The organism is Bradyrhizobium tropiciagri (assembly GCF_018130545.1).
GTDB classification, from domain to species: Bacteria; Pseudomonadota; Alphaproteobacteria; order Rhizobiales; family Xanthobacteraceae; genus Bradyrhizobium; species Bradyrhizobium tropiciagri_A.
In genome coordinates, this window is sequence record NZ_JAFCKF010000004.1 from 768,320 (window position 1) to 792,274 (window position 23,955).

Consider the following 23,955-nt stretch of genomic DNA (forward strand, 5'->3'; position numbering starts at 1 on the left):
TTATTGTCCCAGCCGCTCGATCAAGGCAGGCGCGTGCACCTGATCGGCCTTGTAGTTGCCGGTCAGCGTGTACATCACGATGTTGACGCCGGCGCGGAAGGCGAATTCGCGTTGCCGCGGCTCGCCCGGCGTCAGCGGCAGCATTGGCTGCCCGTCGGGGCGGATCGCCCAGGCGCCGGCAAGGTCGTTCGACGTGATGATGATCGGCGAGACGCCGTCGCCGCCACGCGCCGGACGCTGCGCGGCTTCGTCGTCGTCCTCGCGCGGCAGCGCCTCGACCCAGGTCTGGCCCGTGTTGAAGCGGCCGGGGAAGTCGCGCAGCAAATAGAACGTCTTGGTCAGCACGTGCTCGCGCGGCACCGGCTCGAGCTCGGGCACGTCGAGGGTCGACAGCAATTCGCGCAGCGTCTGCATGCCCGGGGTCTGCGACGAGCCATTGTCACCCGGCGGAGCCTCGACCGCGTCGCGGGTGTCGAAGATGACAGTGCCGCCCTGCTTCATGTAGGCGTCGATTTTGTTGATGGCGTCCTGCGGCGGCTTCGGCGCGCCCGGCACGATCGGCCAGTAGATCAGCGGGAAGAACGCCAGCTCGTCGCGCGCCGGATCGATGCCGACGGGGTCGCCGGCCTCCAGCGCGGTGCGCTGCCCGAGGAACAGCGTCAGGCCGGACATCCCGGCCTTGACGATAGAATCGACGTCGGCATTGCCGGTGACGACATAGGCGAGCCGGGTCTGCGTCACCGCCTTGATCGCGAACTCGTCGCTGGTCTCGGCCCGGGTCGATGACGGTGCGATCGCCACCAGCATGAAAGCGAGGGCCAGCACCGCCGGCGCGGCGCGGCGCCGGATCAGCGCGGCGAGGCCGCCGCCGAGCATCGCCACCACGATGGCATCGAGCAGGAACAGCGCGAGGGCGGTCGACAGCATGATGCCGCGCAGGTCGCGCGGTTCGGCGTTGGTGTAGGTCGCACGTTTGGCGCGCAGGCCGGACGTGTCGAGCGGCGCGATGCGGTCGGCGGAGGCCAGCGTGTTGACCGCGATTGGACTCTCGGCGGTGCCGTAGAAGCCGGGCGGATGGTCCGAGGTGCCGCGATCGCGATAATCCGCCGGCATCGGCTTGGCGGTCGAGGGCGGCGGCCCGAAAGCGCCGAAGCCATCGAGCGTGCGCAGCGGCGCGACCATCTCTGCGGTGGGATCGCTGGCGACGCCGGGGCCGGGCTTCGAGGTGTAGCCGGACATGTCGATCAGCCGGCGCAGCATCTCGACGAAGGTGCCGGACATCGGCAGATCCGACCAGCGCATGTCGGCGCCGACATGGAACAGGCTGACCACGCCCTTGCCGCGATGCTCGCCGGTGACGAGCGGCGTGCCGTCTTCGAGCGAGGCCCAGCTCTTGGTCGCAAGCACGGCGTCGGGCTCGGCCAGCACCTGGCGGCTCACGGTGATGTCTTTCGGCACGGTGAGGCCCGCGAACGGACCGTCGGCGGCGAATGAGGCCATGTGTTGCGGCTTCTCCCAGGTCAGGCTACCGCCGAGCGTGCGGCCGCCGCGGCGCAGCTTGACGGGAACGAGGTCGTCATCGGCCTGGGCGAGGCGGGGGCCGGCGAAGCGCACCAGCACGCCGCCCTGTTCGATCCAGGCGTTAAGCCGGTCGCGGATCTCCGGCGACAGCGCGCCGACATCGGCCATCACGATCATCGGCAGCCGCTGATCGAGGAATTGCCCGATCACCTGCTGTGGCGCGCCGCGATCGCCGAGCCTGACATCGGCGAACGGCGACAGCGCGCGGGAGAGATAGAAGGTCGAGGCCAGCAGCGGTTGCGCGGTATCGGTGCTCGCGCCCGAGACCACGCCGATGGCGCGGCGGCGCCAGCGCCGGTCGAGCAGCTGTACGGCGCCGGCGGAATGCTCGCCGGAGATTTCCAGCCGCGAGATGTCGTTGCGCAGCTCGACCGGAAGATCGAACGCGGCTTCGGTCTCGCGGTCCTGCGGGCCGAAACTGTAGCGGGCTTCGCCGATCGGCGAGCCCTTGGCGTCGACCGCGCGCACCGTCCCGGCCGCGATGCCGTTCTCGGTGCGCAGCACCTTCACCGTCATCTTGGCGGCGGCGTTCTCGGCCGCGACCAGCGCCTGCGCCGACTGCGCGCCGCCGGCATAGATCGTCAAATTGCGGCTCTCGATCACCTTGGCGAGACCTTCGGTGAATTCGCTGCCGCGGCCGGTGTCGACGCCGTCGGACAGCCAGGCGATGTCGCAGTCGCCGGTCGATTTGAGGAAACGCTCGAGCGTGGCGAGGGTTTCAACGCGATCGACCGAGTAGGGCTTCGGCGCGAGCTGGCGCAGCGCGACGCGCGCGGCGCCGGCCGGCATCAGCGTGATGTCGCGCGTAGGCTCCGACAGCGGCACCAGCGCGACGCCGCGGCGGTCGCTGTCGGCATTGGTGATCAGTTCGTCCGCCGCCTTGATCCGCGCATCCCAGCTCGAGGCCGCGCTCCAGCCGTCGTCGAGCAGGATCACCAGCGGCTGTTTGCCTGCGGCAACGCCGGTCTGCGGATTCCAGATCGGCCCGGCGGCGGCGAAGATGACGAGCGCAGCGGCGGCGAGCCGCAGCAGAGTCAGCCACCACGGGGTGCGTGACGGCGTCTCTTCCTTGGGCGCGATGTCGAACAGCAGGCGCGTCGGCGGGAATTCGACCCGCCGCGGCCGCGGCGGCATCACGCGGAGCAGCCACCACAACACCGGCAGGCTGACCAGCCCCAGCAGCAGCAGCGGTTCGGCGAAGGAGAGGGGGAGGCCTGCGATCATGCGCTGCGTCCCGCCTTGACCGTTGAGCGGCCGCTGCCCTTGCTCGCCATCATGCCGGCATGCAGGAAGAGCAGCAGCTCGGCCGCGGAGCGGCTGGTGGTGTGGGTCGAGAACAGCCAGTCGAGCCGGTTGGTCTCGGCGCGGATCTGGTCGCGATGCAGCGCGACGCGGGCGACGTAATCGCTGGCCCAGCTTTCCGCACGGCCCGCGGTGATGACACTACCGGCCTCCGGCTCGACGAATTCGACACGGCCGGAATAAGGGAAGGTCTCTTCGGCGGGGTCGACGACCTGGATCATCGTGCCATGCGCGCCCGTTGAGGCGAGCCCGCCCAGCATCGTCGTGATCTCGGAGAGCGGCGACCAGAAGTCCGACAGCACCACGATCTCGGCGAGCGACGACGGCACAAAGGACGGCGGCAGGCTGGCGCGCGTCGTCTCGTCGTGCAGGATCGCCTGCGCCATCTTGTCGACCACGGCGCGGCTGCCAGTCGGATTCATCAGGCCGGGAATGCCGACGCGCTCGCCGCCGGCAACAAGCAGCTCGGCCAGCGCGAAGGCGACGATCAGCCCGCGTTCGAGCTTGCTGTCGCGCGCCTCGCGCGAGGCAAACGCCATCGACGGTGAGCGGTCGGGCCAGATCCAGATCGTGTGCGCGGCCTCCCACTCCTGCTCGCGAACATAGAGATGGTCGTCGCGTCCGGAGCGGCGCCAGTCGACGCGCTGCGCCGGCTCGCCCGAGACGAAGCGGCGGTATTGCCAAAAACTCTCGCCGGTGCCGGCGCGGCGGCGGCCATGCAGGCCATGGATGACATTGGCCGCGATGCGGCGGGCCTCAAGCACCAGGCGCGGCAGCGATGCGGCGAGCGTTCGGCTTTCGCCATCTGCACGTCGAACCGCAAGGATCTCCTCGTTCTGGTGCTTGTTGTCTGCGGCCATCAACCGATCCGTGCCTTCAATTGCTTGATCACGTCGGGGATAGTGCGACCCTCGGCGCGCGCCGAGAAGGTCAGCGCCATGCGGTGCTTGAGCACGGGCTCGGCGAGATCGAGCACGTCGTCGATCGACGGCGCGAGCCGTCCGTCGAGCAGCGCGCGGGCGCGCACCGCCAGCATCAAGGACTGGCTGGCGCGGGGACCGGGTCCCCAAGCGATCAGTTTGCCGGCTTCGCCGCCCTCGGTGCCGGGACGCGCGGCGCGCACCAGCGTCAGGATCGCCTCGACCACGGAATCGCCGACCGGCAGGCGCCGCACCAGGCGTTGCGCCGACAGCAGCGTCTCGGCGTCCATCGACGGCTTGGCATGCGCCTCTTCGGCGCCGGTGGTCTCGAACAGGATGCGCCGCTCGGCGTCGCGATCGGGATAGTCGACGTCGATTTCCATCAGGAAGCGGTCGAGCTGCGCCTCGGGCAGCGGATAGGTGCCTTCCTGCTCGAGCGGATTCTGCGTCGCGAGCACGTGGAACGGCTTCGGCAAATCATGTCGCGCACCGGCAATGGTGATGTGCTGTTCCTGCATGGCTTGCAGCAGCGCCGACTGGGTGCGTGGGCTGGCGCGGTTGATCTCGTCGGCCATCAACAGCTGCGCGAACACCGGGCCCGAGATGAAGCGGAACGAACGCTTGCCGGCGGAGCTCTCGTCGAGCACTTCGGCGCCGAGGATGTCGGAGGGCATCAAGTCGGGCGTGAACTGGATGCGCTTGGCGTCGAGCCCGAGCGTGACGCCGAGCGTCTCGACCAGCTTGGTCTTGGCGAGGCCGGGGACGCCGATCAGAAGCGCATGGCCACCGGACAGGATCGTCACCAGGGTGTTTTCGATCACCTGGTCCTGGCCGAAAATAACCGTGGACACCGCTTCCTTGGCGGCCTTGATCTGGCCCGCGACCTGCTCGGCCGAACGGACGATCACATCCTCCAGTTTCTCGACGCTGTCTGCACCAGCCATTCGATCAGCTCCTTCTCGACGATTGCGCGCGATTCCCGCGTCGTCATCTCATGACCCTCATGCTAAACCTGCGCGAAGGCCATGTATTCGTTGAATTAAACTATCCCCACCTTATCGGTATTTCAGGGTATGAACGGCATCACGATGTGGCGAGAATATCATCCCGACCACATCTGAAGGCGACGTGCACCAAATGTGCCAGATTGAGGGTTGGAAACTTTAAGGCAAACAATGGCGAAGCAAGGGCAGAGCGATTCCGGCGGTGAAACTACGGGGCTCGGAAGCAGGGGCCTCGACGGGCTTACCACCGCTGCCAATCAAGCTGCGACATCGGGTCCTGCCGGACGCAAGGGCCTGCCCCCGGTTCATTTGTGGAATCCGCCGTTCTGCGGCGACCTCGACATGCGAATCGCGCCCGACGGCACCTGGTTCTACATGGGAACGCCGATCGGCCGCCCCGCGCTGGTGCGGCTATTCTCAACAATCCTGAAGCGCGAGGACGGCAAGCACTTTCTCGTGACACCAGTGGAGAAAGTCGGCATCCGCGTCGACGATGCGCCGTTCCTTGCCGTGGAAATGCAGACCGAGCAAGATGCGCGCGGCCGGTTGCTCAGGTTCCGCACCAATGTCGACGACTGGGTCGATTGCGAGAAGGGCCACGGCCTCAGATTTGAAGCCGCCGACGATGGCGGATTGACGCCCTATCTGCATGTCCGCGCCGATCTATGGGCGAAGGTGACCCGTGCGCTCTACTACGATCTGGTTGACATGGGCGAGGAGCGGATGGTCGATGGTCAGGAGATGTTCGGCATCGAGTCCGGCGGCGAGTTTTTCTCGATGGCCGATGCCAGCCAGGTGAGGGGCGCACTTTGAACGAGCCGTTGCTGAAGGTGAAGCCGGCGACGATCAGCTCGACGGAATTCTTCGCGCGAGCCCGCACGCGGCTCAATTTCGAAGTGCCGCCGGGGCTGGTCGATCCGCATATCATTCCGCGCACTGGAGATTCCGGCAACGACCGCATGCTCGAGATCGTGGCCCAGGAGCAGCCGGTGCGGCCGGCGGCGGTGCTGATCCCGGTGGTCGATCATCCCGAGCCGACCGTGCTCTTGACGCAGCGCTCGCCGCATCTGTCGAGCCATGCCGGCCAGATCTCGTTTCCCGGCGGCAAGATCGACGCTACCGATGCCTCGCCGCTCGACGCCGCGCTGCGCGAGGCCTGCGAAGAAGTCGGGCTCAAGCGGGAATTCATCGACCCGGTCGGCTATCTCGACCTCTATGGCACCGCGTTCGGCTTCCGCATCCTGCCGACAGTCGCCAAGGTGAAGCCCGGCTTCACGCTTGAGATCAACGAGGCCGAGGTCGTCGATGCCTTCGAAGTGCCGCTCGCTTTCCTGATGAATCCCGAGAATCATCAGATCCACACCAAGGAATTCCGCGGCATGGACCGGTCCTACTACGCGATGCCGTTCGCCGAGCGCTACATCTGGGGCGCGACCGCGGGCATCCTGCGCGTGCTGTATGAGCGGATCTATCTGTCATGATCCGCACGGTATTGACCGAGATCGGAGTCTTTCTGATCCCTTTCGCGGTCTATGCCATCTTCCTGATCGCGACGCGGTCCGGCGTGACGTTGCCGGCATCCTGGCCGCTCCACATGATCGCGAAGCTGACGCTGGCGGCGCTGGTGATGGTGATCGTGAGTTTCGTGCTGCTTGCCGAATTGACCGGCGCGCCGCCGAACTCGACTTATGTTCCCGCTCACATCGAGAATGGCAGGCTGGTGCCCGGAGTTGAGCGATGAGCGAGGTGCGCTTGTTGTCCGACGCGCCGTGGCTCGCTTCGGGGCCGGCGGCGCGCGTGCTCGGTCTGCTCAATGCCGATGGCGAGGAGGCACGGGTGATCGGCGGCGCCGTGCGCAACGCGCTGATGCGGATTCCGCTCGCCGATATAGACATCGCCACCACGGCGCTGCCGGAAGAGGTGATCCGCCGCGCCAAGCGGGCGAGTATCAAGAGCGTGCCGACCGGCATCGAGCACGGCACGGTGACGCTGGTCGTCGACGGCCAGCCGGTCGAGGTGACGACGCTGCGCGAGGACACCGAGACCTATGGCCGCAAGGCCAAGGTGGCGTTCGGGCGCGACTGGGTGCGCGACGCCGAGCGGCGCGACTTCACCATCAATGGCCTGTCGGTCGACGCCTCGGGCGTCGTGCACGATCACGTCGGCGGCCTCGCCGACATCGAGGCGCGGCGGGTGCGTTTCATCGGCGATCCCGCGCAGCGGATTGCCGAGGATTATTTGCGCATCCTGCGCTTCTTCCGTTTCCATGCCGCCTATGCTGCCGGCGCGGTCGATCGTGCCGGCTATCTCGCCTGCATCAGTGGGCGCGCCGGCTTGACGGGCCTGTCGGCCGAGCGCATCCGCATGGAGATGCTCAAGCTCTTGGTTGCGACCGGCGCCGCGGGCGCGGTGGTCGCGATGGGCGATGGCGGGTTGCTGCAGCCGCTGTTCGGCGGCGTCGCCTATACCGGACCGTTCGGCGCGATGATCGAGATCGAGCAGCTGATGGCGCTGGCGCCGAGCGCGATGCGCCGGCTCGCCGCGCTGACGGTTGCGGTGACCGAGGACGCGCGGCGGATCGCAAGCCGGCTGCGGCTCTCCAACGCCGAGGCCAAGGCGCTGGACTCGATGGGCCATCGCTGGTGGCGCCTGCCCGGCATGGACGAGGCCCATGCCAGGCGCCGGCTCTACCGGCTCGATGAGGAGCCCTATCGTGACCGGCTGCTGCTCGCCTGGGCGCGAACCGGCGCAGGCCGCGATGTCGAGCAATGGCGCGCGCTCGCGACACTGCCGCAACGCTGGCGCGCGCCTCACTTTCCCTTGAGGGCATCGGATTTCATCGCGCGGGGGATTGCCGAAGGACCGGCATTGGGGCATGTCCTGACCTTGGCCGAGGATGCTTGGCTGGCCGCGGATTTCCCGCTGGATCCGCAGGTGTTGTCTGGCATCGCCGACCAGACCGTTTCCCGTTTCACCCGCGATCATCGGCTTTGAATTTCCTCTCCGGCTTCGCAGACATCTCGCTCCTTCAAATTCTGCTTGTCGCAGCCGTTGCGCTGTTTGCTTCCGTGATCGGCGGTCTCGCCGGCTATGGCACCGGCGCCTTGATGCCGCTGGTGCTGGTGCCGATGGTCGGTGCCGAGCCGGTGGTGCCTATCATCGCGATCTCGTCGATCTTCACCAATTCCAGCCGCTTCATCGCCTTTGTCAGATTTGCCGATCGCCGCAAGGCTCTCATAGTGATCGCGGCGGCGCTGCTCTCCACGGCGCTCGGTGCTTACGGCTATACGCGGCTCACCAGCGCCGGCGCCTCGCTCGTGATCGGCACCATGCTGATCCTGAGCGTGCCGCTGCGCCGGCTGCTGCGCAAGCACAGCGTCAGGATCGGCGAGCGGGGCCTTGCGGCCGGCGCGGTCGGCTATGGCGTCGTGGTTGGCGGCACCGCGGGCTCGGGCGTGATCCTGCTGTCGCTGTTGATGGCGGCGGGCCTCGAAGGCGCGGCCGTGGTCGCAACCGACGCAGTGATTTCGCTGACGAGTGCCGCGGTCAAGATCTCGGTGTTCGGGCTGACCGGCGTCATCACCGCGCAGGTGCTGGCGCTTGCGCTTCTGATCGGACTGGTCGCCATTCCCGGCGCGTTCCTCGCCAAGGCCTTTGTCGAGCGGATGCCGGTGCATATCCACACCGCGATCCTCGATGCCGCCGTGATCACCGGCGGTGCGGTGATGATCACGAGCGCGTTGCGCGCGCTCTGACCGAAAGCGGAGACGATGCTGCCGGCGCTTCGCCAGACAGCATCGCCTGAGAAATCTTACGCAGCCTTGTCAAGCGGCCTTGCGCTTCTTGCGGCCGCCGTGATCCTCGTCGTCATCCTCTTCTTCCTCGTCGTCCTCTTCCTCGTCATCCTCTTCTTCTTCGTCGTCTTCCTCGTCATCTTCCGGATCGAGCTCGGTCGATTCGAGCGCGACGAGCGGCAAGGTTTCGCGAAACAGATCGCCGTCCGTGCCCATCCACAGGCACTCGACCTTGTCCTCGTCGACTTCGACGACCGTGATCGGATGGCCGCCGGACTTCAGCATGACAACATCGCCTGGTTTCAGTTCCATGATTTTCCCTCCGCGCTGGATGACGCGGACGGCAGGCTAGCGACCGGTGATGACAGTCAAATCACGGCCGGTAGCTGCGGTGATGGAATCGACGTGGAAAACAGCCGTCGCGGCTATTTGCGTGCAGCAGGAACCAGTTCGCTCAACGAGCGGATGATGCGATCCGGCTTGATCGTCGATCCCGGCGGCAGCCCCACACCGTGCACATCCATCCAGATCGCGTAGATGCCGAGCCGCTGCGGCGCAACGACTTCCCATTCGAGATTGTCGCCGATCATCCAGGTGTCCGACGCGGTGACGCCGAGTGCCTGCATTGCGTGCAGATAGGCGCGCTCCTCCGGCTTGCCGAAGCCGTGCTCGCCCTCGATCTGGATGTGATCGAAGCGATGGCCGAGCGCGAAGCGCTCGACCTTGGCGCGCTGCATGTCGGCGGCGCCGTTGGTGACCAGCGCGAGCTTGATGCCGAGCGCTTTGAATGTATCGATCGCTTCATGCGCGCCGGGGAAGACGAACATCTCCTCCTCGCGATAGGCGGTGAAGCGATCGGCGATGCGGTCCGCGAGCTCGTCGGGCAGCGCGCGGTGCCCGGCTGCAGCCAACGCCGCGAAGCCGCCCTTTACGGTCAGCCGCCGTGCTTCGCCGAGCTTGATCCGCCAGATCGGCTCGGCGGTCGACCAGAATTGCCGCGCGTAAGCCAGCAGCGCGGTCGCGACCTGGTCCGGGGGCAGGGGCGCCAGCTCCTCCGCGAATTCGGTGGTGATCGTGTTCCAGGCGATCTCGGGGCGTCCGTAGGCCGACAGGATGGTGTCATCCATGTCGATCAGCATCGCGCGCGGCAGTTTCATTACGGCCATTTCACCTCCGGCGGCAGCGACGACAGGATCGAATCCACATTGCCGCCGGTCTTCAGGCCGAAGATGGTGCCGCGATCATAGAGCAGGTTGAATTCGACATAGCGCCCGCGGCGGACCAGCTGCTCGTCGCGGTCCTCCGCACTCCAGGCGGCCGCGAAATTGCGCCGCACAAGGTCGGGATAGATTTTTAGGAAGCTGCGCCCGACGTCCTGGGTGAAGGCGAGATCGGCCTCCCAGTCGCCGCTGTCGTGCCAGTCGTAGAAAATGCCGCCGATGCCGCGGGCTTCCTTGCGGTGCGGCAGATAGAAATAGTCGTCGCACCACTTCTTGTACTTGTCGTAGTCGGCGACGCCGTTTGGCCCGGTGCACGCCTCCTTCATTGCGGCGTGGAAGGCGAGCGTATCGGGGTCCTCCTGGGTCCGCCGCCGGTTCAATACCGGCGTCAGATCGGCACCGCCGCCGAACCAGGCCTTGGTGGTGACCACGAAGCGGGTATTCATGTGCACGGCGGGCACGTTCGGATTGCGCAAATGTGCGATCAGCGAAATTCCGGAGGCCCAGAACCTCGGATCGTCGGCGGCGCCGGGAATCTGCGCGCGGAATTCGGGAGCGAACTCGCCATGCACGGTCGAACAGTGCACGCCGACCTTCTCGAACAGCCGGCCCTTCATGATCGACATCACGCCGCCGCCACCGGGCTTGCCGGTGTGATCGGTGCGGTCCCAGGGGGTGCGCACGAACCGGCCGGCATCGCCGGGATAGAGCGCGGAGGGGGCGTCGTCCTCGAGCTTCTCGAAGGCTGCGCAGATCTCGTTGCGCAGTGCCTCGAACCAGCTGCGCGCGCGCGCCTTGCGGTCCTCGATGATGGCGGGGTCTGTTGGCAGCATGACTAACCTTGCGGGCCGAAGTAAGTGCAGCTCTCGTTGCAGCTGTCCCGATGCACGCTGACGCGGGTCAGCTTGCCCGCGTGCTGCAAGCGCTCCCAGATGAAGCGCGAGAGATTTTCCAGCGTCGGGACACCGATCGCTTCGATCTTGTTCAGGAACTTATGATCGAGCGTCTTCTGCACCTCGGCCATCGCGCGTTCGAGCAGGCCGAGATCGATCACCATGCCGGTTTTTGGATCCGGCGTGCCGCGGACGGTAACCTCGGCTCGAAAGGAGTGGCCGTGAATCTCCTCGCTGGCGGTGCCAAAGGTCGTTCCGGACAGCGCATGCGCAGCTTCGAACCGAAACGCTTTCGTCAATTCCCACATCTCGTTCAACAATCCGATTCTGTTAGTTTATCTAATCCCGAGCGTCTTGTGCGTCTGTACGCTGAGGCGCCATTGCGGGTGCTTCAGGCAATAGGCGATCGCCCGCTCGGTATTCTCGATCACGTCGGGGCCGTCCATCGGCTGCAGCGAGAAACGCTCGAAGGAAAGCCCCGCAAAATCCTCGGGCGCGTTCTCCATCTGCGGATAGACCAGCTTGAGCTCGTGTCCCTTGCGCACCACGAGCTCGGATGCGGCCTTGGGGCTGACGCAGATCCAGTCGAGCCCGTCGGGCGGGGCGATGGTGCCGTTGGTCTCGATCGCGATCGCAAAGCCGTGGCCGTGCAGGGCCTCGATCAGGGCGGGATCGACCTGTAGCAGCGGCTCGCCGCCGGTCAGCACCACGTAACGGTCGGCCGCGCCGCCGGTCCATTGCGCGGCGATGGTGCCGGCGAGGTCTTCGGCCGTCGCATAGCGGCCGCCGAGGGTGCCGTCGGTGCCGACGAAATCGGTGTCGCAGAACCGGCAGACCGCGCCGGCGCGGTCCTGCTCGCGGCCGCTCCACAGGTTGCAGCCGGCAAACCGGCAGAACACGGATGCGCGGCCCGCATGGGCGCCTTCGCCCTGCAGGGTGAGAAAGATCTCCTTGACCGCGTAGCTCACCAAAAATCCCTTAAGTTACCGAACCGGCGATTCCCGAGCCGGCAATTCCTGATTCGGTTTGCCGCAGCGCCTCACCGACGGCCATGGCCGCCGTGACCGCCACATTGAGCGAACGCATGGTCGGCCTGATCGGAATCACCAGCCGTGCATCGGCAGCCGCCACCACCGCGTCGGTCACCCCTGCCGTTTCGCGCCCGAACAGCAGGACATCGGAGGCCGTATACGCGAAATCAAGGTAGGATTTCGCTGCCTTGGTCGTGAACAGCACCAGCCGGCATCCGGCCGCGGCCCGCCATTCCTCGAATTTCGACCATGAGTCGTGACGCTTCAACCGCACATGGTCCAGATAGTCCATACCCGCCCTGCGGAAATTCCGGTCCGAGGTGTCGAAACCCGCCGGTTCGATGATATGGGCCGACACGTCCAGGCAGGCGCACAGGCGCAGAATCGTCCCTGTATTCTGGGGGATGTCGGGCTGGAACAGCGCGATCTGCATGGTGCGGACGACCTGTGAAATCCGGATGAAATTGTCTCAATAAAACATCGCTCGGCGCGGATTTCGTGCATTGCACGTGTGCGAGCCGATAGCGGGCTTGCGCTCGTCCGGCAAGGGTGCCAATAGAACGATTCTGGACTGCTGTTCCGCCATTTGGGGTGGGGAATAGTGGTTTTCTGCCGCCGCGGGGGCCGCGGGCGCCGGCAGCCTTTCTTGGGACGCCTCCCGGCGTCTCTGGGGCGGTTCCACCGGCTGCAGAAAAGAAAGGGCTAGGAATCGTGACGACAGCGTCTTCGGCGGACCATCCGACACGCCGTGATTTTCTCTTTGTTGCAACCGGAGCTGCCGCCGCCGTCGGCGCAGCCGCCACCGTGTGGCCGCTGGTTGCCCAGATGAACCCGGATGCCGCGACGATCGCGGCCGGCGCGCCGATCCAGGTCGACCTGGCACCGATCGCCGAGGGCCAGGACATCAAGGTGTTCTGGCGCGGCAAGCCGATCTACATCAGCCACCGCACCAAGAAGCAGATCCAGGAGGCCCAGAGCGTGGCGCTCTCCAGCCTGCCCGATCCGCAGCCCGACTCGGCCCGCGTCAAGGCCGGCCATGACCAGTGGTTGGTCGTGATCGGCATCTGCACCCATCTCGGCTGTATCCCGATCGCCCATGAGGGCAATTACGACGGCTTCTTCTGCCCCTGCCACGGCTCCCAGTACGACTCCTCCGGTCGTATCCGTCAGGGGCCGGCGCCCGCCAACCTGGCGGTGCCGCCCTACGCCTTCCTTTCCGACACCAAAATCCAGATCGGCTAAGTCCCGGACCCGCCGGGACTTCGGCTTCCACTTGGACCCATCGCGTCGTTTTTCTTCTTCAGGATCGCATCAATGAGCGGACCATCTGATTTCCAACCGAGCAACCCCGCCTTGAAGTGGATCGAACGGCGCCTTCCGATCTTCGGCCTGATCCACTCCTCGTTCGTGGCCTATCCGACGCCGCGCAACCTGAACTACTGGTGGACCTTCGGCGCCATCCTTTCGATGATGCTGGGCCTGCAGATCCTGACCGGCGTGATCCTGGCGATGCACTACACGCCGCATGCCGACCTTGCCTTCAAGTCGGTCGAGCTGATCGTCCGCGACGTCAATTACGGCTGGCTGCTGCGCAACATGCATGCCTGCGGCGCGTCGATGTTCTTCTTCGCCGTCTACATCCACATGTTCCGCGGTCTCTATTACGGGTCGTACAAGGAGCCGCGCGAGGTGCTGTGGATCCTCGGCGTCATCATCTACCTCCTGATGATGGCGACCGGCTTCATGGGCTACGTGCTGCCGTGGGGCCAGATGAGCTTCTGGGGTGCCACCGTCATCACCAATCTGTTCTCGGCCGTGCCGTATTTCGGCGAGAGCATCGTGACCCTGCTGTGGGGCGGCTATTCGGTCGGTAACCCGACGCTGAACCGCTTCTTCTCGCTGCACTATCTGCTGCCGTTCGTGATCGCCGGCGTGGTCGTGCTGCACATCTGGGCGCTGCACGTTGCCGGTCAGAACAACCCGGCCGGCGTCGAGCCCAAGACCGAGAAGGACACCGTTCCGTTCACGCCCTATGCGACCATCAAGGACGCGTTCGGTGTGTCGTGCTTCCTGATCTTCTTCGCCTGGTTCATCTTCTACATGCCGAACTATCTCGGCGACGCCGACAACTACATCCCGGCGAACCCCGGCGTGACCCCGGCGCACATCGTGCCCGAATGGTACTACCTGCCGTTCTACGCGATCCTGCGTTCGATCCCGAACAAGCTCGCCGGCGTCGTGGCGATGTTCTCGGCGATCATCATCCTGTGCTTCCTGCCCTGGCTCGACAGCGCACGGACCCGGTCGTCGAAGTATCGTCCGCTGGCCAAGCAGTTCTTCTGGATTTTCGTGGTGGTCTGCATCCTGCTCGGCTATCTCGGCTCGCAGCCGCCGGAAGGCATCTATGTGATCGCCGGCCGCATCCTGACGGTCTGCTACTTCGCCTACTTCCTGATCGTGCTGCCGCTGCTCGCCCGCATCGAGACGCCGCGGCCGGTGCCGAACTCGATCGCCGACGACGTGCTGGCGAAGAGCAAGGGCCGGGCTGCGACCGCAGCCTCGGTGATGCTCGCGATGGTGGTGGCCGGCAGCCTGCTGGTAGGCGGCACCCAGAACGCCAAGGCCGAGGAGGGTGGCGACAACCCGCCGGCGCAGAGCTGGTCGTTCTCCGGCCCTTTCGGCAAGTATGACCGCGGCTCGCTGCAGCGTGGCCTCAAGGTCTACAAGGAAGTCTGCTCGGCCTGCCATAGCCTGAACTACGTCGCGTTCCGCAACCTCGCCGATCCCGGCGGTCCAGGCTATTCGGAGGCGCAGGCCGCAGCTTTCGCGTCCGAGTACAAGATCAAGGACGGCCCGAACGACCAGGGTGAAATGTTCGAGCGCCCGGGCCGCACCGCGGACTATTTCCCGGCACCGTTCCCGAACGAGCAGGCCGCGGCCGCAGCCAACGGCGGCAAGGCGCCCCCGGACCTGTCGCTGATGGCCAAGGCGCGGTCCTACAAGCGCGGCTTCCCGCAGTTCGTGTTCGACTTCTTCACCCAGTATCAGGAGCAGGGACCGGACTACGTCGACGCCATCCTGCAGGGCTTTGAAGACAAGCCGCCGGCGGGTGTCACCGTCCCGGACGGCACCTACTACAACAAGTACTTCCCCGGCCACGCCATCAAGATGCCGAAGCCGCTGTCCGACGGTCAGGTGACGTTCGACGACGGCTCGCCGGCGACGGTCAAGCAGTACGCGCACGACGTCACGACCTTCCTGATGTGGGCCGCCGAGCCGCACATGGAAGCGCGCAAGCGGATCGGCATGCAGGTGTTCTTCTTCCTGGTCGTGTTCGCGATCCTGATGTACTTCACCAAGCGCAAGGTTTGGGCCGACGCCCACTGATCTCAGCGAGACTTTGAAAAAGCCCCTTCGGGGGCTTTTTTGCTTTGTGCCGGTCAAGGCGTGGCTTGCGGAAAACGCTCTTTGTTTCTCCGGTTATGACGAGTGCGCGAGCGTGCCGCAGGGCGATTGCGTCCGCCACCGAGTACGGACAAGATGCCGGCCAATCAGCCGGCAAACATTGCGGAGGAACTCATGGGTACCAGCATCACCTTCAAGCGCCCGGACGGCAAGGAAGCCTCGGGCTATCTCGCCAACGCGGCGCGCGGCAACGCACCGGGCGTGGTTGTGATCCAGGAATGGTGGGGCCTCCAGGACCAGATCAAGGGCATGTGCGACCGCTTCGCGCGGGCCGGTTTCGATGCGCTGGCGCCCGATCTCTACAAGGGCAAGGTGGTGCCGTATCACGACACCGACGCGGCCGGCAAAGAGATGAACTCGCTCGACTTCATGGACGCCACCACGCAAACCGTGCGCGGTGCCGCGCAATATCTCGCCAAGAACGGCGCCAAGGTCGGCCTGACCGGCTTCTGCCTCGGCGGCGCGGTGACCATCATCGGTGCCACCAAGATTCCGGAGCTGACGGCCGGTGTGGTGTTCTACGGCATTCCGCCCGAGCAGGCCGCCAAGCCGGCGGACGTTCGGATCCCGTTGCAGGGCCATTTTGCCACCAAGGACGACTGGTGCACGCCGGCGCTGGTCGACGGCTTCGAGAAAGCGATGAAGGCCGCTGGCAAATCGCTGGAGCTGTACCGCTATGACGCCGACCACGGCTTCGGCAACGAGCAACGCCTATCGGTGCATGACCGGCAGTGTGCGGAGCTCGCGTGGGATCGGGCCACGGAGTTCTTCAGGAAGCATCTGGGGTAGGCGACCTAGCCTCAAATGCGGTGTCGTCCCTGCGTAAGCAGGGACCCATACGCCGCGGCGGTCGCAATGGGCACGCAGGCAGTCATCTCGCCAAGCAACCGCGCCCTGTGGCAATGGGTCCCGGCCTTCGCCGGGACGACGCGGAGAACTAACTCTCCGCCTTCACCCCGTCTCACCACGGGCAGGTCCCCGACATCAGCCTGAAATTGCCTTCCAGCACCTGCACCGGCGCGCGCTTGCCCTCGGCGGCGGCGCGCATCCGCATCTCGCGGGCGACGGCGCGGTCCTCCGGCGACAGCCAGACGCGCTCGTGGCCCCACAGGCTCGGGCCGTCATACATTTCGAACGGCGTCCAGTTCGCAGGATCGATCTCGCGGCCGCCCCAGCCGCACTCGACCATGAAGGCCGACGGCGACTTGGCGTAGAACGACGTCATCAGATCGTTGGTGTGCCGGCCGAGCGTGACGTTGACCCGGTCTTCCTGCTGCGCGATGTCGTAGGCTTGGCCGACATCGTCGAGTGAGAACAGCTCCACCATCAGGTGATGCATGCCGTTGGTGCCGGTCTCGATCAGCGCCAGCGAGTGGTGCCGCGCATTGACGTGGAAGAAATAGGCGCGGAACGGCTTTTCGATGTAGTCGCTGAGGCCGAAGCCGAGCACGTCGACATAGAAGCTCATGACAGGGACGAGATTCTCGACCGTCAGCACGGCGTGGCCGAGGCCGAGCGCGCCGGTACGGAAGCCGGAGATCGAGCGTCCCGGCTTGAACGGCGTGTCGTCGATCTCGGCGCCGTGGAACGCCTCGAGACGGTTGCCGGCGGGATCGCGGAACGAGATCAGGCCGCGCACCCGGCGGCTATCTGCGAGCGTCTGCGGCTCTGATGTCACGGCAACGCCGGCGCGCTCCAGCCGCGCCGCCAGCGCGTCGAGAGCAGCGGCGTCCGCCACCTCCCAGCCAAAGAACCGCGTGCCTTCGCCCTGGGCGCGGTCGATCACGATGCGTTGCTTGCGGTCGTCCATCCGGAAGGCGAGCAGCGAGTTGCCGCGCTCGATGGCCTGCAGCCCGACCAGCCCGGTGCCGAACTGCCGCCAGTCGTCGAGCGCGTCGGAGCCGAAGCCGGCATATCCGAGACCCAAAATCGTCATCTGCGCCTCCACCATCTGTCTGTTTTTTGGGCGGGCGACCGGCCGCCATTTCGATAAATCCTACGCGGATTCCGGTCGCTTCAAACCCGAAAATGCCGTCGGAGCGGGCGTCCAGGATTGGGGCAGGGCTGTCGGGCCATCCCTTGACAGGGCCCGCGCCGGGTGGTGTGTAACGGCCATGAGCACCGTTGCCAGTCCATCCCGTCGTTGGTGGCCCACCTTCTCATAGGTGGCCGGTGCGTTTTCATTTTGTCAGAAACGTCGAAGGTCGCCATCGCAGTGCGACGGTCTCCTTCGTTTGTCCTGTGTGGCGCTCTCTCGGCAAGTCTCGTAAGAGGATCACATGAACAGGACAGTCTTCTCCCTGCCGGCCAAGAGCGAATATCTGACCAATGGCGGCCTTGCCGTCGCGCGGGTGGTCGAGCAGTTCACCGGCGGCGCCAATCGCCTCGACGATCTGATCGCGCTCTTGGACCGCCGCCGCGGCGTGGTGCTGTCCTCGGGCACCACGGTGCCGGGCCGCTACGAGAGCTTTGACCTCGGCTTCGCCGATCCGCCGCTGGTGCTGGAGACCTCAGGCACCGATTTCTCGTTGCAGGCGCTGAACCCGCGCGGTGAGGTTCTGATCGCCTTCCTCGGCGACGTGCTGCGCGAGCCCTGCGTCGTGATCTCGGAGCGGAGCGCGACGAAGCTTGCCGGCCATATCATCCGCGGCGCCGCGCCGGTCGAGGAAGACCAGCGCACCCGCCGGGCCAGCGTGATGTCGCTGGTGCGTGACATGGTGGCGGCATTCACCTCCAATGCCGATCCGCTGCTCGGCCTGTTCGGCGCCTTCGCCTACGACCTCGTGTTCCAGATCGAGGACATCGTGCAGAAGCGCACCCGCGAGGCCGACCAGCGCGACATCGTGCTCTACGTGCCGGACCGGCTGCTGGCCTATGACCGTGCTACTGGCCGCGGCGTCGCGCTCAGTTACGAGTTCGCGTGGAAGGGCAAGTCCACCGCCGGCCAGTCCCATGAGACCGCGCCGAGCCTCTACACCAAGACCGGGCGGCAAGGGTTTGCCGATCACGCCCCGGGCGAATACCAGGCGACGGTTGAAGTGGCGCGGGCGGCGTTCGCCCGTGGCGATCTGTTCGAGGCGGTGCCTGGGCAGCTGTTCGCCGAGCCCTGCGAACGCTCGCCGGCGGAAGTGTTCCAGCGGCTCTGCCGCATCAATCCGTCGCCCTATGGCGCGCTGATGAATCTCGGCGACGGCGAATTCCTGGTCTCGGCGTCGCCCGAGATGTTCGTGCGTTCGGACGGTCGCCGGGTCGAGACCTGCCCGATCTCGGGCACCATCGCGCGCGGTTCGGATTCGATCGGCGATGCCGAGCAGATCCGTAAGCTCCTGAACTCGGAGAAGGACGAGTTTGAGCTCAACATGTGCACCGACGTCGACCGCAACGACAAGGCGCGCGTCTGCGTGCCCGGCACCATCAAGGTGCTGGCGCGGCGGCAGATCGAGACCTACTCGAAACTGTTCCACACCGTCGACCACGTCGAGGGCATGCTGCGGCCGGGCTTCGATTCGCTCGACGCTTTCCTGACCCATGCCTGGGCGGTGACCGTGACCGGCGCACCGAAATTGTGGGCGATGCAGTTCGTCGAGGACCACGAGCGCTCGCCGCGGCGCTGGTATGCCGGCGCGATCGGCTGCGTGAATTTCGACGGCAGCATCAATACCGGTCTCACCATCCGCACCATCCGCATGAAGGATGGGCTCGCCGAGGTGCGCGTCGGCGCGACCTGTTTGTTCGACTCCGATCCGGCGGCCGAGGACCGCGAATGCCAGGTCAAAGCGGCGGCGCTGTTCCAGGCGCTACGCGGCGATCCGCCGAAGCCGCTGTCGGATTTCGCGCCTGACGCCACCGGCTCCGGCAAGAACGTGCTCTTGATCGATCACGACGATAGCTTCGTGCACATGCTGGCGGATTATTTCCGTCAGGTCGGCGCCAACGTCACCGTGGTCCGGCACGTCCATGCGCAGGACATGCTCAAGAAGAAGGGCTGGGACCTGCTGGTGCTGTCGCCCGGACCAGGTCGCCCGGAGGATTTCGGCATCGCGAAAACCATCGACACCGCGCTGGAGAAGAAGCTGCCGATCTTCGGCGTCTGCCTCGGCGTGCAGGCGATCGGCGAATATTTCGGCGGCGAACTCGGCCAGCTCACTCAGCCCGCGCATGGCCGTCCCTCGCGCGTGCAGGTGCGCGGCGGCCGGCTGATGCATAATCTGCCCAATGAGATCGTGATCGGCCGCTACCACTCGCTCTATGTCGAGCGCGACAGCGTGCCCGAGGTGCTGGCGGTGACCGCGACCACCGAAGACGGCGTCGCGATGGTGATCGAGCACAAGACCCTGCCGGTCGGCGGCGTGCAATTCCATCCGGAATCGCTGATGTCGCTCGGCAACGAGGTCGGCCTGCGCATTGTCGAGAATGCATTCCGGCTTAATCCGCCGGCCAATTGAGGATTGCGAGACCAATGACCTTCGACCACGACATCAAGGCGACCGTTCGCACCATCCCGGACTACCCGAAGAAGGGCATCCTGTTTCGCGACATCACGACCTTGCTCGCCGATGCCCGCGCCTTCCGCCGGGCGGTCGATGAGCTGGTGCATCCTTGGGCGGGCGCCAAGGTCGACAAGGTCGCGGGCATCGAAGCCCGCGGCTTCATCCTCGGCGGCGCGGTGGCGCATCAGCTCTCCGCCGGCTTCGTGCCGATCCGCAAGAAGGGCAAGCTGCCGCACACCACGGTGCGGATCGCCTACTCGCTGGAATACGGCATCGACGAGATGGAGATGCATGCCGACGCCGTGCAGCCCGGCGAGCGCGTCATCCTGGTCGACGATCTGATCGCAACCGGCGGCACCGCGGAGGGCGCAGTGAAGCTGTTGCGCCAGATCGGCGCCAATGTGGTCGCTGCCTGCTTCATCATCGACCTGCCCGACCTCGGCGGCGCGGCCAAGCTGCGCGCGATGGATGTTCCCGTGCGCACGTTGATGGCGTTCGAGGGGCACTAGCGCCGCTCCCTCCACTCGTCGTCCCTGCCTGGTGCGCAATTGCGCACGGGAGCAGGGACCCATAATCACGAATGTCTGTTGTGAAGCGGGCTGCGGCCCCAGCTTTCGCCAAACGCGCGGCTGTGGTTATGGGTCCCGGCTCGCGCTTCGCTTGGCCGGGACGACGGTCACCCCCGCTGCAACAGCACGCTCAATTCGAGATCGCGGAACGTGGTGTAGTTCTTCCGGATCCACTGATGCAGCTCGGTCGATGAGTCCTTCTCCTGGCGCAGATAACCGGTGAAGGAGAAGGTCAGCCGGTCGATATAGGTCTTCAGGAACACCGGCAGCGCGCGGAAGCGCAGCACCCGGCTGGCGGTCATGACCGGCGGCAGCTCGCCGCGCACCACGAATTCATTGTCGATCACGACGAGCCCGTTCGGCGGGATCATGCCGGTCAGCGTCTGGTAGCCGCGCACCGAGGCGCGGTCGGCATCGGCGACGTACAGGATGACGGGCGCGACGCGGCGGCGCAGCGCCTCCTTCATCAGCCCGATCTGGTCGCACATCTTGAAGAATTCGTCGAAGGCGTGGTAGCCGAGGTCGATCACCTTGGCGACGCCGTCATTGACGATGACGCGGTCCATCAGCTGCATCTTGCCGTAGGTGTCGATCACATCTGCGGTTTCGGTGATCCGCGGCAGATAGTCGAGCAGCGACGGCTCCTTCAGGTTGATGTCGTAGCAGACCACATTGCCGTTCTTGAGCAGCAGGAATTCGCCGAGCAACCGCGCGATCAGCGTCTTGCCGACCTGCGGGCGGGGCGAGCAGATGATGTAAACGGGCGTGGATGACATCGCCCGCTATATCAGGCCAAATTTTCGCCTAATCCAGCCCCATCGCTGCCCCGGGCGCGACTTTTTCGCGCCCTGGCAGCGACTATTTTTCGCCCTTGGCCGACTTGGCGCCGACCAGGTCGGTCAGCTTGATCCGGTCGTACTCGCTCCAGACATTGGCGAGCCAGTGCCGGACATAGCCGCGCAGCACGAAGGAGTAGTTGGCGGCGTCGTCGTTGATGCCCTTGTTGGCGACGAACTTCAGGAACGGCACCGAGGAAACCTCGACCTGCTCGTAAGCCATTTCGTTGAGCTTCGGGATGGTCAGGTCGGTCGCATCCTTGATGCGGTGGAAGTAGGAATTGTAGGTCGCCTGGTCCCACTGGAAGAACTGGGTGTCGTTGATGAAGTTCTTCACCAGGAAATATTTCGCGCCGCCCATGAAGCCGGCGGTCTCGGCGATCTCGTCCAGCGAGGCGATCGACGGGCCCAGGATATGGAACACAGCGAAGGTGATCTGGCCGGAACGCGCCGCGTCGAGGAAGCCGATATCGCGCAGCGAGGCCAGCGCGGGTGACAACAGGCCGGCGCGGACGTCGATCACGGTGACCGAGGGCCCCGAGTTCAACGTATCGAAGATCTTCATCTGGTCCGCGGTCGTCGTCATGTCGACGATCTCGGTGATCTCGGGGTGGAAGCGCTTCAGCGTGCCGCGCGGCGACTCGGTGTCGAACGCCCGGGTCTGCACATTGTTGGCACTGAAATAGTCCAGGAGCGTCCGCGAGACGGTGGTCTTGCCGACCCCGCCCTTGTCAGCGCCCACCACGATCACAACCGGCTTTGCCATGGAAATCCCTTGAAAGCGCGCTCCCGACCGCGATGGCGATCGGCAAGTCCCCACACTGCTTTGGGCGCGAACATGGCAGAAACGAGGGAGAATTCAATTCCTGAAGGCGCCCGCGTCCGGTTTGGTGGGGATTTCCTTAATGGACTGAGGTGCCTAGGGCATGATCCGGGCCACGCGATCAGCGGCGCCGGCCCCAAGGTCCTTGAAGCGGGCCTTGCAGCGGGCCCGGAAGCGGCCCGAACGGTCCCTGCGCGGGACCCGTGCCCGGCAGCGGCGGCGGATTGCTCGGTTGCGCAGGCGGCGCGTCACCCCACGGGCCATGGGTCACCGGCGGCGGCTGGCCGCCCGGCGCGGACGGCTGGTCCTGTGTCTCCGGCTGGTCCGACGTCTCGTCCGGCAGCGCCAGCGGTCCGGGATCGTGGCCGCCGGCATATTTCACCAGGGCGTCGACCCGGGACTTTACTGATGGATGGGTGGCGAACAGGTCGGCAAAGCCTTCGCGCGGATTGTCGACGCAGAGTTCCATCACCGCCGAGGTAGCGTCCGGCAGCTCGCCGCGGTTCTCGATCTTGCGCAGCGCCGAGATCATCGCATCGGGGTTCTTGGTCAGCTCGACCGAGCCGGCATCGGCGAGGAATTCACGCGACCGCGACAGCGCGAGCTTGACCACCTGCGACAGCAGCCAGGCCAGCACGATCAGCGCGACCGCGATGATGATGACAACGATCGCGCCGCCGCCCGAGCCCTTGCTGTCGCGGTCCGAGGATGACGACGATCGGGAGGATGACGAGGACGACCAGCCGCCTCCGCCACCACTCGAATTCCACGACAGGTTTGTGAACAGGCGGAAGAACAGCTCGCCGAAGAAGCCGACCACGCCGGCGATGATCACGGCGATCACCATCAGCTGCACGTCGCCGTTCTTGATGTGCGTAAGCTCGTGGCCGAGCACGGCCTCGATCTCCTGATCGTTCAGCGCCTTCAACAGACCCGTGGTGACCGTGATAGCGTATTGCCGCGGGTTCAATCCGGTCGCGAACGCATTCAGCGCCGGGCTATCCATCACCTTCAACTTCGGCATCGGGATGCCGCGCGAGATGCAGAGATTTTCCAACAGATTGTAGAGCCGCGGCTGCTGCTGCCGCGTCACGCTCTCGCCGCCGGTGACGGCGTCGATCATCTTCTGGTGGAAGAAATAGGCGATCACGATCCAGGCCGCCGCCGCGATCGTCGCCCAGGGGAATGCCGACACCAGGTCGCGCGAAGCTCGTGCCAGGTAATAGTCGACCGTGCGGCCGCTATCGATCAACACCTCCGCGACCAGCGCGCCGGCATAGACCAGCACGTAGATCAGCAGGAACAGGCCGGCGAGCAGCAGCATCGAACGAAACTTGTTCGATGCGATATGCGTGTAGAGACCATAGGCGGCCATGACCGAGCAGCCTCTCGCCGGCGCGCTTGGCGCCTCAGAACTTCACGCTCGGTGCGGCCTCGACCTCCGTGCGGCTGGCGCCGAGGTCGAAGAAATCCTTGCGGGTGAAACCGAACATGCCGGCGAACAGCGCGGCCGGCATCTGCTGGATGCCGGTGTTGTACTCCTGGACCGCGTTGTTGAAGAAACGGCGGCTGGCGGCGATCTTGTTCTCGAGATCCGAGAGCTCGGAGGCGAGCTGCTGGAAATTGGCGTTGGCCTTGAGGTCCGGATAGGCCTCCGACAGCGCGATCAGCCGGCCGAGCGCGCCGGAGAGCTGGTTCTCCGCGGCCGAGACCTGGGCCGGTCCCTGCGCCGAGATCGCCGAATTGCGCGCCTTGATGACATCGTCGAGCGTGCCGCGCTCGTGCGCGGCATAGCCCTTCACGGTCTCGACCAGGTTCGGGATCAGATCGTGGCGCTGCTTGAGCTGCACGTCGATGTCGGCAAAGGCCTGGCTGACCCGCTGGCCGAGCGCGACCAGGCGGTTATAGGCGCCGAACGCAAACAGCACGAGAAGGACGATGACGCCGATAACGATCCAGCTGGTCGACATGACAGGGCAACTCCTGATGGACGAGACGGCGGCACCGTAGCCCAAGATCGGGGCGCA

At 65.6% G+C, this 23,955-nt stretch carries 24 protein-coding genes; 10 read left to right on the forward strand and 14 right to left on the reverse strand.

Annotation, left to right across the window (positions count from 1 at the left end; all coding sequences use genetic code 11):
• The 3 genes from JQ616_RS21315 to JQ616_RS21325 are packed head-to-tail and all read right to left on the reverse strand — an operon-like array spanning window position 1 to window position 4,747.
• The gene (locus tag JQ616_RS21315; protein ID WP_212017914.1) at window positions 1–2,802 is read right to left on the reverse strand and encodes a DUF4159 domain-containing protein; all 2,802 of its coding nucleotides are present in this window, start codon (window positions 2,800–2,802) and stop codon (window positions 1–3) included.
• Complete coding sequence (locus JQ616_RS21320; protein WP_212017640.1) at window positions 2,802–3,743, reverse strand: DUF58 domain-containing protein; 942 nt, start codon at window positions 3,741–3,743, stop codon at window positions 2,802–2,804. Before JQ616_RS21320 ends, JQ616_RS21315 begins: the two co-directional genes overlap by 1 nt.
• A complete protein-coding gene (locus tag JQ616_RS21325) occupies window positions 3,743–4,747 on the reverse strand; it encodes an AAA family ATPase (protein WP_212017642.1) in 1,005 nt (334 codons plus the stop codon). Before JQ616_RS21325 ends, JQ616_RS21320 begins: the two co-directional genes overlap by 1 nt.
• 231 nt (window positions 4,748–4,978) lie before the next feature.
• Between JQ616_RS21325 and JQ616_RS21330 the strand changes: the two genes are divergently transcribed.
• Genes JQ616_RS21330 through JQ616_RS21350 form a run of 5 tightly spaced genes read left to right on the forward strand, consistent with a single transcriptional unit; the run spans window position 4,979 to window position 8,562 of the window.
• Entirely contained in the window at window positions 4,979–5,620 is a 642-nt protein-coding gene (locus tag JQ616_RS21330) for a DUF1285 domain-containing protein (protein ID WP_212017644.1), read from the forward strand.
• Window positions 5,621–5,652: 32 nt separating this feature from the next.
• Entirely contained in the window at window positions 5,653–6,288 is a 636-nt protein-coding gene (locus JQ616_RS21335; protein ID WP_433995990.1) for a CoA pyrophosphatase, read from the forward strand.
• Window positions 6,285–6,548, forward strand: coding sequence for a DUF6111 family protein (locus JQ616_RS21340; protein ID WP_212017648.1), 264 nt, complete (start codon window positions 6,285–6,287; stop codon window positions 6,546–6,548). Before JQ616_RS21335 ends, JQ616_RS21340 begins: the two co-directional genes overlap by 4 nt.
• Window positions 6,545–7,801, forward strand: coding sequence for a CCA tRNA nucleotidyltransferase (locus tag JQ616_RS21345; protein WP_212017650.1), 1,257 nt, complete (start codon window positions 6,545–6,547; stop codon window positions 7,799–7,801). Before JQ616_RS21340 ends, JQ616_RS21345 begins: the two co-directional genes overlap by 4 nt.
• Window positions 7,798–8,562, forward strand: coding sequence for a sulfite exporter TauE/SafE family protein (locus tag JQ616_RS21350; RefSeq protein WP_212017652.1), 765 nt, complete (start codon window positions 7,798–7,800; stop codon window positions 8,560–8,562). The genes JQ616_RS21345 and JQ616_RS21350 overlap by 4 nt, the downstream gene beginning before the upstream one ends.
• Before the next feature lie 69 nt (window positions 8,563–8,631).
• On the opposite strand, the gene JQ616_RS21355 is transcribed toward JQ616_RS21350, so the two are convergent.
• From JQ616_RS21355 to JQ616_RS21380, 6 genes are all read right to left on the reverse strand, one after another.
• A complete protein-coding gene (locus JQ616_RS21355) occupies window positions 8,632–8,913 on the reverse strand; it encodes a YodC family protein (protein WP_212017654.1) in 282 nt (93 codons plus the stop codon).
• Window positions 8,914–9,026: 113 nt separating this feature from the next.
• A complete protein-coding gene (locus JQ616_RS21360; RefSeq protein ID WP_212017656.1) occupies window positions 9,027–9,767 on the reverse strand; it encodes an HAD family hydrolase in 741 nt (246 codons plus the stop codon).
• Window positions 9,758–10,654, reverse strand: coding sequence for an oxygen-dependent coproporphyrinogen oxidase (gene hemF, locus JQ616_RS21365; protein WP_212017658.1), 897 nt, complete (start codon window positions 10,652–10,654; stop codon window positions 9,758–9,760). Before hemF ends, JQ616_RS21360 begins: the two co-directional genes overlap by 10 nt.
• A 2-nt stretch (window positions 10,655–10,656) precedes the next feature.
• Window positions 10,657–11,022 carry a 6-pyruvoyl trahydropterin synthase family protein gene (locus tag JQ616_RS21370; RefSeq protein ID WP_050404001.1) on the reverse strand — a complete coding sequence of 122 codons (366 nt, stop codon included), beginning with the start codon at window positions 11,020–11,022 and terminating at the stop codon, window positions 10,657–10,659.
• Between the two features lie 27 nt (window positions 11,023–11,049).
• Entirely contained in the window at window positions 11,050–11,682 is a 633-nt protein-coding gene (gene queE, locus JQ616_RS21375) for a 7-carboxy-7-deazaguanine synthase (protein WP_212017660.1), read from the reverse strand.
• A 10-nt stretch (window positions 11,683–11,692) separates the two neighbouring features.
• Window positions 11,693–12,178 carry a tRNA (cytidine(34)-2'-O)-methyltransferase gene (locus JQ616_RS21380; RefSeq protein WP_212017662.1) on the reverse strand — a complete coding sequence of 162 codons (486 nt, stop codon included), beginning with the start codon at window positions 12,176–12,178 and terminating at the stop codon, window positions 11,693–11,695.
• 278 nt (window positions 12,179–12,456) lie between these two features.
• On the opposite strand from JQ616_RS21380, the gene petA reads away from it, so the two are divergent.
• The 3 genes from petA (at window position 12,457) to JQ616_RS21395 (ending at window position 15,999) form a co-directional block, all read left to right on the forward strand.
• Window positions 12,457–12,987: a ubiquinol-cytochrome c reductase iron-sulfur subunit gene (gene petA / locus JQ616_RS21385; protein WP_212017664.1), complete on the forward strand. Its 531-nt coding sequence runs from the start codon at window positions 12,457–12,459 to the stop codon at window positions 12,985–12,987.
• A 72-nt stretch (window positions 12,988–13,059) separates the two neighbouring features.
• Window positions 13,060–15,132: a cytochrome c1 gene (locus JQ616_RS21390; protein WP_212017666.1), complete on the forward strand. Its 2,073-nt coding sequence runs from the start codon at window positions 13,060–13,062 to the stop codon at window positions 15,130–15,132.
• Window positions 15,133–15,324: 192 nt separating this feature from the next.
• Window positions 15,325–15,999: a dienelactone hydrolase family protein gene (locus tag JQ616_RS21395; protein WP_212017668.1), complete on the forward strand. Its 675-nt coding sequence runs from the start codon at window positions 15,325–15,327 to the stop codon at window positions 15,997–15,999.
• Window positions 16,000–16,171: 172 nt separating this feature from the next.
• On the opposite strand, the gene JQ616_RS21400 is transcribed toward JQ616_RS21395, so the two are convergent.
• On the reverse strand, window positions 16,172–17,146 hold the full coding sequence (locus JQ616_RS21400) for a VOC family protein (protein WP_249137037.1): 975 nt from the start codon (window positions 17,144–17,146) through the stop codon (window positions 16,172–16,174).
• Between the two features lie 343 nt (window positions 17,147–17,489).
• On the opposite strand from JQ616_RS21400, the gene JQ616_RS21405 reads away from it, so the two are divergent.
• The gene (locus JQ616_RS21405; RefSeq protein WP_212017672.1) at window positions 17,490–19,655 is read left to right on the forward strand and encodes an anthranilate synthase component I; all 2,166 of its coding nucleotides are present in this window, start codon (window positions 17,490–17,492) and stop codon (window positions 19,653–19,655) included.
• Window positions 19,656–19,669: 14 nt separating this feature from the next.
• Window positions 19,670–20,209, forward strand: a complete 540-nt coding sequence (locus tag JQ616_RS21410) for an adenine phosphoribosyltransferase (RefSeq protein WP_074131621.1) — start codon at window positions 19,670–19,672, stop codon at window positions 20,207–20,209.
• A 167-nt stretch (window positions 20,210–20,376) separates the two neighbouring features.
• Here JQ616_RS21410 and JQ616_RS21415 read toward each other — a convergent pair whose 3' ends face one another.
• The 4 genes from JQ616_RS21415 to JQ616_RS21430 all read right to left on the reverse strand — a co-directional run bounded on the left by JQ616_RS21415 (window position 20,377) and on the right by JQ616_RS21430 (window position 23,898).
• Window positions 20,377–21,045 carry a hypothetical protein gene (locus JQ616_RS21415; protein WP_212017673.1) on the reverse strand — a complete coding sequence of 223 codons (669 nt, stop codon included), beginning with the start codon at window positions 21,043–21,045 and terminating at the stop codon, window positions 20,377–20,379.
• An 82-nt stretch (window positions 21,046–21,127) separates the two neighbouring features.
• On the reverse strand, window positions 21,128–21,871 hold the full coding sequence (locus JQ616_RS21420; protein WP_212017675.1) for a hypothetical protein: 744 nt from the start codon (window positions 21,869–21,871) through the stop codon (window positions 21,128–21,130).
• 178 nt (window positions 21,872–22,049) lie between these two features.
• Complete coding sequence (locus JQ616_RS21425; RefSeq protein WP_212017677.1) at window positions 22,050–23,303, reverse strand: M48 family metallopeptidase; 1,254 nt, start codon at window positions 23,301–23,303, stop codon at window positions 22,050–22,052.
• A gap of 34 nt (window positions 23,304–23,337) precedes the next feature.
• A complete protein-coding gene (locus JQ616_RS21430) occupies window positions 23,338–23,898 on the reverse strand; it encodes a LemA family protein (protein ID WP_092124555.1) in 561 nt (186 codons plus the stop codon).
• Window positions 23,899–23,955: the final 57 nt, after the last annotated feature.